This window comes from Acidovorax sp. (genome assembly GCF_016783915.1).
In the GTDB taxonomy this organism is placed as follows: Bacteria; Pseudomonadota; Gammaproteobacteria; order Burkholderiales; family Burkholderiaceae_C; genus Acidovorax.
In genome coordinates this window covers 1-11,624 of record NZ_JADHVT010000145.1, presented here as the reverse complement: position 1 = coordinate 11,624, position 11,624 = coordinate 1, and the positions used below count along the sequence as shown (strand labels likewise).

At 64.8% G+C, this 11,624-nt stretch carries 10 protein-coding genes; 5 read left to right on the top strand and 5 right to left on the bottom strand.

The features are described from left to right. Positions 1 to 85: 85 nt before the first annotated feature. On the bottom strand, positions 86 to 3,736 hold the full coding sequence (locus ISS20_RS20045; protein WP_291438912.1) for a hydantoinase B/oxoprolinase family protein: 3,651 nt from the start codon (positions 3,734 to 3,736) through the stop codon (positions 86 to 88). Positions 3,737 to 3,827: 91 nt separating this feature from the next. Next, on the bottom strand, positions 3,828 to 4,364 hold the full coding sequence (locus tag ISS20_RS20040) for a winged helix DNA-binding protein (RefSeq protein ID WP_099730477.1): 537 nt from the start codon (positions 4,362 to 4,364) through the stop codon (positions 3,828 to 3,830). Positions 4,365 to 4,551: 187 nt separating this feature from the next. On the opposite strand from ISS20_RS20040, the gene ISS20_RS20035 reads away from it, so the two are divergent. From ISS20_RS20035 to ISS20_RS20015, 5 genes are all read left to right on the top strand, one after another. Then, the gene (locus tag ISS20_RS20035; protein ID WP_291438909.1) at positions 4,552 to 5,535 is read left to right on the top strand and encodes a TRAP transporter substrate-binding protein; all 984 of its coding nucleotides are present in this window, start codon (positions 4,552 to 4,554) and stop codon (positions 5,533 to 5,535) included. An 18-nt stretch (positions 5,536 to 5,553) separates the two neighbouring features. Next, positions 5,554 to 6,063 carry a TRAP transporter small permease gene (locus ISS20_RS20030; RefSeq protein WP_291438907.1) on the top strand — a complete coding sequence of 170 codons (510 nt, stop codon included), beginning with the start codon at positions 5,554 to 5,556 and terminating at the stop codon, positions 6,061 to 6,063. Between the two features lie 17 nt (positions 6,064 to 6,080). Continuing rightward, positions 6,081 to 7,385: a TRAP transporter large permease subunit gene (locus ISS20_RS20025; RefSeq protein ID WP_291438905.1), complete on the top strand. Its 1,305-nt coding sequence runs from the start codon at positions 6,081 to 6,083 to the stop codon at positions 7,383 to 7,385. 120 nt (positions 7,386 to 7,505) lie between these two features. Continuing rightward, entirely contained in the window at positions 7,506 to 7,889 is a 384-nt protein-coding gene (gene crcB, locus ISS20_RS20020) for a fluoride efflux transporter CrcB (protein ID WP_291438903.1), read from the top strand. Positions 7,890 to 8,017: 128 nt separating this feature from the next. After that, the gene (locus ISS20_RS20015; protein ID WP_291438901.1) at positions 8,018 to 8,881 is read left to right on the top strand and encodes a TIGR00730 family Rossman fold protein; all 864 of its coding nucleotides are present in this window, start codon (positions 8,018 to 8,020) and stop codon (positions 8,879 to 8,881) included. Positions 8,882 to 8,936: 55 nt separating this feature from the next. Here the strand turns inward: ISS20_RS20015 and ISS20_RS20010 are convergent, their stop codons facing one another. From ISS20_RS20010 to ISS20_RS20000, 3 genes are all read right to left on the bottom strand, one after another. Next, on the bottom strand, positions 8,937 to 9,914 hold the full coding sequence (locus ISS20_RS20010; protein ID WP_291438898.1) for a FecR family protein: 978 nt from the start codon (positions 9,912 to 9,914) through the stop codon (positions 8,937 to 8,939). Between the two features lie 47 nt (positions 9,915 to 9,961). Next, the gene (locus ISS20_RS20005) at positions 9,962 to 11,299 is read right to left on the bottom strand and encodes a hypothetical protein (RefSeq protein WP_291438896.1); all 1,338 of its coding nucleotides are present in this window, start codon (positions 11,297 to 11,299) and stop codon (positions 9,962 to 9,964) included. Positions 11,300 to 11,349: 50 nt separating this feature from the next. Beyond that, positions 11,350 to 11,624, bottom strand: a 275-nt coding sequence (locus ISS20_RS20000) for an MFS transporter (protein WP_366828566.1), incomplete at its 5' end; no start/stop codon positions are given.

The window sequence follows — 11,624 nt, the reverse complement described above, 5'->3', positions numbered from 1 at the left end:
CAGAAGCCAAAGACTCCTGATCAGTTACTCCTGATTTGATAGCTTCAGGCGCATATAAAACAAGCGCCTGCAACAGTTTTGGCTCTTATTTCGCCCCAGGCACACCAAACCCGCCACCGCCGGGGGTGTGAATCTCGAACACATCGCCCGGCTGCATCTCTGCCTGGCCGATGTGATCCAGCAGCTCCACCCGGCCATCGCTGCGCACCACCTTGTTGATACCCACGGCGCCCGGCTGACCGCCCGCCATGCCAAACGCGCCATGGCGGCGGCCGTTGGACAAGATGCTGGCCGTCATGGGCTCCAGAAAGCGCACACGGCGCACGCCGCCGTCGCCACCTTTCCACTGCCCGGCACCGCCCGATCCCTTGCGGATCTCGTAACCCTCCAGCCGCACCGGAAAGCGGAACTCCAGCACCTCGGGGTCCGTCAGGCGCGAGTTGGTCATGTGGCATTGCACGACGCTGGTGCCACCAAACCCGCCCACCAACTGCCCGTTGGCATTCCACACACCACCCGCGCCGCTGCCGCCCGAGATGGTCTCGTAGTACTGGTAGCGCGTGCTGCCAAACGTGAAGTTGTTCATGGTGCACTGCCCGGCTGCCATCAGGCCCAACGCGCCATACAGCGCATTGGTGATGCAGGTAGACGTTTCCACGTTGCCCGCCACCACCGAGGCCGGTGGGTTGGGGTTGAGCATGCTGCCGGGCGGGATGATGACGTTCAGTGGCTTCAGGCAACCCGCGTTCAGCGGAATGTCATCGTCCACCAGCGTGCGAAACACATACAACACCGCCGCCATGCACACCGCCGTGGGCGCGTTGAAGTTGTTCGTCTGCTGCGGGCTGGTGCCGGTGAAGTCGATGGTGGCGCTGCGGTTCTTCGCATCCACCTTCACGGCCACGCTGATCTGCGCGCCGTTATCGAGTGGCAGCGTGAACGCACCGTCCTTCAGCCGCGTGATGACACGGCGCACGGACTCCTCGGCGTTGTCCTGCACATGGCGCATATAGGCCTGCACCACGTCCAGGCCAAACTCGGCCACCATGCGGCGCAGCTCCTGCTGGCCTTTCTCGTTGGCGGCGATCTGCGCGCGCAGGTCGGTCATGTTCTGCTGGGGGTTGCGGCTGGGGTATTCGCCGCTTTCGAGCAGCGCAATCATCTCGGCCTCGCGCAGCACGCCGCGTTCCACCAGCTTCACGTTGTTGATCTGCACGCCCTCTTCTTCGATGCGCGTGGAGAACGGCGGCATGGAGCCCGGCGTGGTGCCGCCCACATCGGCGTGGTGGCCCCGGCTACCCACATAGAACGTAGGCTCGGCTTCGTCGGCAATGTAGACCGGCGTGATAACCGTGATGTCTGGCAGGTGCGTGCCACCGTGGTACGGGTCGTTGAGCACGTAAACATCGCCGGGCTGCATCTTGCCCGCGTTCTCACGGATCACGGTCTTGATGCTCTCGCCCATCGAGCCCAGGTGCACGGGCATGTGCGGCGCATTGGCGATCAGGTTGCCAGCGGTGTCAAACAGCGCGCAGCTGAAGTCCAGTCGCTCTTTGATGTTCACCGAATACGCCGTGTTCTGCAGCTGCAGCCCCATCTGTTCGGCAATGTTCATGAACAGGTTGTTGAACACCTCCAGCAGCACCGGGTCCACCGTGGTGCCCACAGCATGTTGCACGGCGCGCGCCACGCGGCGGTTGAGCAGCAGGTGGTCCAGGTCGGTCAGCGCGGCCTCCCAGCCGGGCTCCACGATGGTGGTGGCGTTCTTCTCGGCAATGATGGCGGGGCCGGGGATCACGTCACCCGGGCGCAGATCCTCGCGCACCACCAAGGCGGCGTCGTGCCATGCTGCAACGCCATCGATGCCCCCGGTGTACATGCGCACGGTGCTGCGGCGCGGCACCTCGCGCGCAGGCTGCAGTGCGTGGCGCGGCTCCACGGGGGCATCCCCGGGCACCACGGCCTCGACGGACACGGCCTCCACCACCAGGCCCTTGCCCTGCATGAGGAAGGCAAAACGCTGGCGGTAAGCGTTCTCGAACGCGGCGGTGATCTCAGCCAGCGAGCCAAACGGCACGATAAGGGCCGAGTCGCTACCCTCGTAGCGCACATGCACGCGGCGGTGCACCACCGCAGTGCCCGCGCCCACCTGCTGGCGCTCCAGCTCGGTGCGTGCGGTGGTGGCCAGTTGGTCCAGCGTGGCTTCGATGCCCGCCAACGCCTCTGGCACCAGCCTGGTTTCCACGGCCTGCTCGCGGATCACGTTCTGGTCGGCCAGGCCCATGCCGTAGGCGCTGAGCACGCCCGCCAGCGGGTGCACGAAAACGCGCGTCATGCCCAACGCATCGGCCACCAGACAGGCATGCTGGCCGCCCGCGCCGCCAAAGCATTGCAGCGTGTAGCGCGTCACGTCATAGCCGCGCGCCACGCTGATCTTCTTGATGGCGTTGGCCATCTGCTGCACGGCGATCTGGATGAAGCCGTGGGCGACATCCTCGGCGCTGCGGCCGGTTTGCGTGGCAAGGTCGCCAAACTTCTGCGCTACGGCATCGCCATCGAGTGCCTCATTGGCGGCATGGCCAAACACCTGGGGGAAATGCGCGGGCTGGATCTTGCCCACCATCACGTTTGCATCCGTCACCGCCAGCGGGCCGCCACGGCGGTAGCTGGCGGGGCCTGGGTTAGCACCAGCGCTTTCGGGGCCCACGCGGAAGCGCGCGCCATCAAAGCCGAGGATGGAGCCACCACCGGCTGCCACGGTGTGGATGCTCATCATGGGCGCGCGCATGCGCACACCGGCCACCTGCGTCTCGAACTCGCGCTCGAACTCGCCCGCGTAGTGGCTCACATCGGTGCTAGTGCCACCCATGTCAAAGCCGACGACCTTGTCGTGGCCCGCAAGGCCTGCGGTGCGTGCCATGCCCACGATGCCGCCTGCAGGGCCACTCAGGATCGCGTCCTTGCCCTGAAACACCTGCGCGTCTGTCAGCCCGCCCGACGACTGCATGAAGAACAGTTTCACGCCCGGCATCTCGCTCGCCACCTGGTCCACGTAGCGGCGCAGGATGGGCGAGAGGTAGGCATCCACCACCGTAGTGTCGCCCCGGCTCACCAGCTTCATCATGGGGCTGGTGGCGTGCGATGCGCTGACCTGCGTAAAGCCAATTTCGCGCGCGATGCGGGCTGCGCCTTCTTCGTGTGCGGCGTAGCGGTAGCCGTGCATGAACACGATGGCCGCGCTGCGCAGCCCCGCGTCGTAGGCAGCCCACAGGCGTTCTTTCAGGTGGGCTTCGTCCAGCGGCTCGATCACTTCGCCCTGTGCCCCCATGCGCTCCTGCGCTTCGACGACTCGCTCATAGAGCAACTCGGGCAGCACGATGTGGCGGTCAAACAAACGGGGGCGGTTCTGGTACGCAATGCGCAGCGCGTCCTTGAAGCCCCTGGTGGTGATGAGTAGCGTGGGCTCGCCCTTGCGCTCCAGCAGCGCGTTGGTAGCCACGGTAGTGCCCATCTTCACGCACTCCACCAGCGCAGGCGTCACGGGCTCGCCGGGCTGCAGGCCCAGCAGGTGGCGGATGCCCGCCACGGCAGCGTCCTTGTACTGCTCCGGGTTCTCAGACAAAAGCTTGTGCGTGACCAACGTGCCGTCTGGCCGCTTGCCCACCACGTCGGTGAAGGTACCTCCACGGTCAATCCAGAATTGCCAGCGGGACAAAGGAGAAGCTTGTTGGGACATGGTAATGCTATCTAATCAATAGCTGCCAACGCTTTCAATAAATGCGCTGCAGCCCAATTTCATTCAAAACTCAAAAACCAGGGGCAGGTTGTCACAGCGACGCTGCGGAGCGCGCTGCCTGGTCGTACATGCCCGAGAGCACACGCAGCAAACGGGCCAGCTCGCCAATGTCGCGGTTGAGCGCGTCGTCGGCTTTGAGCGCATCGATCAAGCAGCTCTCGCGGATCTCGCGGTAGCGCTGCACATAGGCGCGGCCGGTGTCGGTGGCGGCGTAGGTGACTTCCTTGCCGTTTTTTTGCGAGGCGACCACGCCCAGGGTCTGCAGCTTTTTGAGCGAGTAGTTCACCAGGTGCGTGTCTTCCACGTTCATGATGAAGCAGATGTCGGCCAGGCGCTTGTCGCGCGCACGGTGCGTGACGTGGTGCAGCACCACCACGTCGAGCGGTGTCAGGTCCTTGAGACCCGCCGCCGCCATGCAGTGCACCACCCAGCGGTGGAACGCGTTGCCCGCCACGATGAGGCCGAACTCGAACTCGCTCATCTCTGCGCTCTGCGCCGACACCAGATGCGCAGAAGAAACAATGGGGCCGGAGTCGGTCTTGGCCTTGGACTTGGCTTCAGGTTTCATGGAAAGTTCAGGCCTGTAGGTTCTGCCATTGGCACGGGATATGCATAGGCCATTGTAGGTAAGTCGATGGTAATTTGTTGGCAATTTGTCAGCGTTTAGGCAAAACACCTATCGCAATCGGATCGGCTTCCGATACAGTGATTTGTTACATCCAACCTTGTACATACAACCCTGCGGAGCAATATCCATGAAGCGTCGAATCTTCCCCGTGACCGCACTCGCCCTGACACTGGCTGCGGGCCTGTCTGCCACCTCGGCATTCGCCCAGACCAAGTGGGACTTGGCCGCCGCCTACCCGGCCACCAACTTCCACACAGAGAACATGGTGCAGTTGGCTGGCGATGTGGACAAAGCCACGGGCGGCAAGCTCAAGATCACCGTACATGCCAACGCCGCGCTGTTCAAGGCCCCTGAAATCAAGCGCGCCGTGCAAGGCGGCCAGGCGCAGATGGGCGAGATCCTGCTGGCCAACTTCCAGAACGAATGGCAGCTGTTTGGCGTGGATGGCCTGCCCTTCCTGGCTGACAGCTACGACGCATCCAAAAAACTCTATGCGGCGCAGAAGCCTTTCCTCGAAAAGAAACTGGCTGAACAGGGCATGATGCTGCTGTACGCCGTGGCCTGGCCTCCACAAGGCATCTACACCAAGAAACCGCTGTCCTCAGCCGCTGACCTCAAGGGCATCAAGTGGCGCGCCTACAGCCCCGCCACTGCGCGCATCGCCGAGCTGGTAGGTGCACAACCCGTGACGGTGCAAGCCGCAGAGTTCTCGCAAGCCCTGGCCACAGGCGTGGTCGAATCGACCATGACCTCGGGCGCAACTGGCGTGGACAGCAAGCTGTATGAGCACCTCAAGTTCTACTACGACACCCAGGCCTGGCTGCCCAAGAACGCCGTGCTGGTGAACAAGAAGGCGTTTGACGCGCTCGACAAGCCCAGCCAGGACGCGCTGCTGAAGGCGGGTGCCGACGCCGAAGCACGCGGCTGGGCCAACAGTGCCAAGGTCAACACAGACACAGTGGCCAAGCTCAAGGCCAATGGCATGGACGTGGTGACCCCACCCGCCGCACTGAAGGCCGACATGGCCAAGGTGGGTGACACCATGCTCAAGGAATGGCTCGACAAGGCAGGCCCCGAAGGCAAGGCCCTGATCGACGCCTACCGCAAGTAAGCCCAGGCGCCCACGCAAATGCGTCGTCTGCTGGACTTTCTGTACGACAGCGCCGCCGCCCTGGCGGCGCTTTTCATGGCCGGCCTGCTGGGGATGGTGCTGCTGTCCATCGCCAGCCGGCAGTTCCACTTCCATGTGCCGGGCACGGATGCCTATGCGGGCTATCTGATGGCCGCCGCAGGTTTTCTGGCGCTGGCGCACACCTTGAAGCGCGGCGAACACATCCGCGTCACGCTGCTGCTCAACTTTTTGAAGGGCGGCGCCAAGAAGGCGTTCGAGATCTGGGCTTTGGCCATTGCCTCGCTGCTGGCGCTGCTGTTTGCGGTGTACAGCTGCAAGCTGGCCTGGCAGTCGCACGAGTTCCACGATATCTCCACAGGCAGCGACGCCACGCCTCTTTGGATTCCGCAGATCGCCATGGCGGTGGGCACAGTGATTCTGGCGATCGCCTTCCTGGACGAGCTGGTGCTGGAGATGATGGGCAAGCGTGTGGATGCCACATCCAGCGAAGCATTGCGCAATGAATAAACCCGGCACGACCTACCATGAGTGATCTCGCCATAACCGGCCTGCTCGTACTGTCACTGTTCCTGATCCTGGGCAGCGGCGTATGGATCGGGCTCACCCTCTCCGGCGTCGCCTGGATCGCCATGCAGCTGTTCTCCGCACGTCCGGCGGGCGATGCGATGGCGGTGACCATCTGGGGCAGCGCCTCCAGCTGGACCCTCACGGCCCTGCCCCTGTTCATCTGGATGGGAGAAATCCTGTTCCGCACCCGGCTGTCGCAAGACATGTTCAAGGGCCTGGCACCCTGGGTGCAGGCGCTGCCGGGCCGGCTGCTGCACACCAACGTGGTGGGCTGCACCATTTTTGCCGCCGTGTCGGGGTCGAGCGCTGCCACCTGCGCCACCATCGGCAAGATGACACTGCCCGAGCTGACGCGCCGGGGCTACCCCGAGCACATGGTGGTGGGCACGCTGGCCGGGGCCAGCACTCTCGGCCTGCTGATACCCCCGTCGATCATCATGATCGTTTACGGCGTGTCAGCCGAGGTGTCCATCTCGCAGCTGTTCATTGCGGGCGTGCTGCCGGGCATCTTGCTGGCCGCCTTGTTCTCGGGCTACATCATGGTCTGGGCACTGCGCCACCCCGAGCAAGTGCCTGCTGCCGACGTGCGCATGACCTTCATGCAAAAGCTGTCGGAGTCGCGCAGCCTGATCCCCGTAGTGCTGCTGATTGCAGCCGTGTTAGGCAGTATCTACACCGGTTTTGCCACTGCCACCGAGGCCGCTGCCGTGGGTGTGGTCGGCTCGCTGGTCCTGTCGGCCGTGCAGGGCTCCATGACCTGGGGCACGTTCAAGGACTCGCTGATGGGCGCCACGCGCCTGTACTGCATGATCGCGCTGATCCTGGCCGGCGCCGCCTTCCTCACGCTGGCCATGGGTTACATCGGCCTGCCGCGCCACCTGGCGGAATGGATTGCGTCGCTGGGCCTGAACCAGGCACAGCTCATCGTGGCGCTGGCCATTTTCTACATCATCCTGGGCTGCTTTCTCGACGGCATCTCGATGGTGGTGCTGACCATGGGCGTGCTCATGCCCACGGTACAGGCGGCCGGCATCGACCCCATCTGGTTCGGCATCTTCATCGTGCTGGTGGTGGAGATGGCGCAGATCACTCCTCCCGTGGGCTTCAACCTGTTCGTGCTGCAGGGCATGACAGGCCGCCAGCTGCCCTGGATCGCCAAGGTGGCCATGCCCATGTTCTTTCTGATGTGTGGCGCCGTGGCGTTGATCTATGTCTTCCCCGGCATCGTGACCTGGCTGCCGCAGCAGATGTCGGCGCGCTGAACACACCGGCCGCCAGCGGCACCACCAAGCGGGGCGCCCCCACCGGGGACGCCCCGCTTGGCGTTTTGAGGGATGGAGAGCAGCCCATCTGACGCCTCAAAATCCAGCGACAATGGTCCGATGTTGAACGTTCTTGCCATCTGCATCGGCGCTTGTGTGGGCGCACTGGCGCGCTGGCGCCTGGGCCTGTGGCTCAGCCCCGGCGGGCTGATTCCCTGGGGCACACTCGCCGCCAACCTGGTGGGCGGCTACCTGATTGGCGTGTGTGTGGCCGTGTTCCACGCCATGCCCCAGCTGGACCCAGTATGGCGGCTGGCGCTGGTCACCGGGTTTCTGGGCGCGCTCACCACCTTCTCCAGCTTCTCGGCCGAAGTCGTTGAGATGCTGATGGTGCAGCGCTACGCCCTGGCACTGGGCACCACGGCTTTGCACCTGGTGGGCTCCCTGGGCCTCACAGTGCTTGGCATGCAAAGTGCTTCGCATTTCATAGCATCTCGCGCTTGATATTCCTGCACTAGCACGTCATTTCGTCATCAATCCACGCCACACTGCATGGGCCCATACCCGCTGCTACCGCTGCTGCCGGTGCCGCCCCTTTCTTGTCTGTTCACCTACCGATACACGAGCCCCTCATGGAAGCCAACACCCAACTCAACGAACGCCGCCTGGCCGATGCCTGGGCCGAGCTGCACAACCACGCCCACAACGGCAACCCCCTGCAGGCCGATGCCAACCGCATGGCCTTCGCCGACCCCGAATTCATGTTCCGCCGCGAAACGCGCGGCATCCGCTTTCAGCTCGAAATGCTCAAGCCTGACCTCGGTCAGGCCGAACAAGGCATTGAAAGCACCGTGGTGGTGTACGGCAGCGCGCGCTTTGTGGCGCCCGACGAAGCAGCCGCCCAGCTGACCGAGGCAGAGGCCAGTGGCGACGCCGAACGCGTGCGCCGCGCGCGCCTGGCGGTACGCAACGCAGGCTATTACGACCTGGCCCGCCAGTTCGCCAAGCTGGTGGCCGACTACAGCGAACGCCAGCGCCCTGCCGACCGCATCTACATCTGCACCGGCGGCGGCCCGGGCATCATGGAGGCCGCCAACCGGGGCGCCCATGATGCGGGCGCACTGAACGTGGGACTGAACATCGCCCTGCCCCACGAGCAAAGCGGCAACCGCTTCATCTCGCCATCGCTGTCCTTCAAGTTCCACTACTTCGCGCTGCGCAAGATGCATTTCATGATGCGCGCCAAGGCGCTGGTGGCCTTCCCTGGCGGCTTTGGCACGCTGGACGAGCTGTTTGAAGTGCTGACCCTGGTGCAGACCAAAAAGGCCAAACCCGTGCCCATCGTGCTGTTCGGCACTGACTACTGGAAGCGCCTTGTCAACTTCGACGTGCTGGTGGAAGAAGGCACGATCTCCGCGCAGGACCTCAACCTGTTTCACTACACCGACAACCCGCAGGAAGCCTGGGATTTGATCCGGACTTTCTACAAGCTCTGACGCGTAACGATGCGCTGAGGCATGCGCCCCGGTCAGGTTGCTGTGGCTCGCCCCGCTACCGGATCACCGGAGGCGGCGGAGGCGGGGGGCGCAGGATGATGGGCAGCACCGGAATGAACACGATGGGTGGCCGAACCGTTGGGGGCGGTGGCGTCGTGGTAGCAGGCGGCGGAGCCGTTGTCACCGGCGGTGGGGGTGCCGTAGGCCGCGTGGGAGGCGGCGGTGTGGTGGGTGTGGTTGCGGGCGGCGCAGGGGTGCCCGGCTGGGGCGCGCCAGTGGGAGGTGGTGGCGACACAGGCACGGGTGCAGGGGGTGGCGCAGCCTCTGGCGGCGGTGGAACGGGAACGGATACCGGCGCCGGAACGATGTACACAAAGGCGCGGCGCCCCTGCACATCCAGCTGGTCTCCCGCCAGCAAAGGTGTCTGAACCTGGGGCACCGGCAGCAACGCTCGGGTATGGGTGTAGACCGGCAGGTCCTGGTCCGAGACCACCAGCACGGCTTCGCCCGCCGTCACGCCCACACAGCCCGCCCGGGTGCACACCTCGATCTCCTCCTGCTCCCCCGAAACGAACACCTGGCCGTTGGCGTCGATGGCCAACAAGAAGGCCGATCCCCGAATCCCCACCACCGCCGTCGGTGTGACCACCTTGTAATTGGCCGGATTTCGCTTACCGATCAGCCCCGTCAGTGCGCGCATGCCACCCCTCAGCAGGTTCACCACAAAATGGTCTTCGCCCGTCCCTGCACCGTCGGCATATCGGGTGACGGTGAACTGCGAGTCTGGATACAAGGCCACCAGCCCCCCGTCGGAGAACCGTATCTGGGCCCTGCCTTCTGTGCCGGTGAGCACCACGTCTCCACCATCGAGTTCGGCGCCCTTGGACAGGCGGGACAAGGTCTCACCCCGTCGCAGCTGCACGTCTCCAGCCGTGAACTGCACCAGCCCGGCAGCGGCCAACCCGGTCAGGGGCCAGGCCGCCACCATGCCCATCAGCAGCGCCAGCCGAGCGCGTTTTTGGTCTGACGTCATAGACAACTCCAAGGTGCGTCGGCACAGGACCAGCTACGTAACAGCATTCAGAACTCCCGGCGCACGGTGATGGAGAACACCCGGCGCTCATAGTCGGTGATGGGCAGCGTGGATGCGTTGCGCGTGAACGACCATTGCGGTGTGACCCGCCACCCAGGCGATGGCGTCCAGTTCAGCCCCAGGGCCACCTGGGCCTGCCGGTCGGTACGGGTGACCGCGAAAAACGGGTCCTGCCCGCCGTAGCGCCGGTGCTCCCAGTCCGCACTGGCAAACACCGACCACCGAGGCGCCAGGGGCCACTGCCCCCCGGCCCGCAGGCCCCACAACCGGTGGCCCAGCGCGTAGGCACCACTGGCCTGGGCGCGCTCCTGGCCGCCATACACGCCGCCATAGGCCGATGAGCCGTTGCGAAACAGATGGGAATACGACGTGCCCACCACGCTGCGGCGCACATTGCGCAGTGCCTGGGCGGGGTAACGCACGTCGAGCACCTGCACAAAACTGCCCCACTGGCGAAACCCGTCAATGCGGTAGATCCACTCACCCAGCAGGCCGCCCATGGTGCGCAGGCGCGCGCCGTCCAGTGCGTAGTAAGACCCTTGGGCAGACGCAATCAGTTCATGGCGCTCGGCCCGCCAGGCCAAGCCCAGGGTGCCATCCAGCGCCGTGTGGTCAAACCGGTCGGCGCCGCCTGCGTAGTGCCGGGCAGCCCCGACTGCAGTGCCCACCACCGACCAGCGTGAATCAAGCACTGCCCGCCCCCGCAACCCCGCTTGGGCCACCACATAGTTGCCCGAAGTTGCCAGGGCCTCGGGCAGCAACGCCCATGCCGGGGTGCCAGGTACAGGCGACTGCAGTTCGCCCACCACGGGCGCTGCGTTGGCATTGGAGTCGTGCCCGACGCCCAGCTCCACATAGCCCTTGAGCGAAGAGCGCCCACCTGCATCCAGGCGATCGTAGGAATAAAGAAACTGATCGAGCGTATGCCCGGCATCCACCGGAATCAGCGCGGCCTGCACCGGTGCGGGCAAGGCCATCACCCCCCTGCGGTCGCCCACTGCCTGCAGGGATTGCCCCAGGGCCACCTGGGCCTCCAGGCTGCCCGGCTGCGCTGCAAGCGCTCGCTCGCGCGCCATGATGGCCCGTGTGTATTGGCCGACGGCATGCGCGGCGTCGCCCATGGCTGCGTCAAACGCGGGGTCTCCTGCGCGCTGTGCCTCCTGTGCATCCAGCAAGCGGAAGGCCTGTAGCGCCTGGCCTTGCTGAACCAACGCCAGCGCTTGTTGCACCACGTCCTCGGCCCGCGCAGCGCTCGACAGACTGCCACCCCACGCCAGAACCGCGCACCATGGCAGCACGCGCCGTGACCAAATTCGCAGGTACATGAACGCCCCCTCTCGAAACCCGCTCCCGGGTGGGGGCAATTTACACCTGTTTACCCTTTTTGGGGGGACTCTGCGGGGTGGTTTTCGCCCATGCGCCACGCCGTCCGTGCACCGCCCCCCACAGCGCAGCCCACCACCCAGAACAGCCCTCCCACCCCAATCACGGCCCCGGCGGAGCCGAACAGCATGGGCATGAGCACGCTGGATGCGTTGATGGCCATGAGCCGCAGGCCCAGTGCTTCGCCATGGCGGGCCGGCGGCGTGATCTGGTGCAGCAGGCTCATCACCATGGGCTGCACCGAGCCCAGTGCAAACCCGAGCAGCA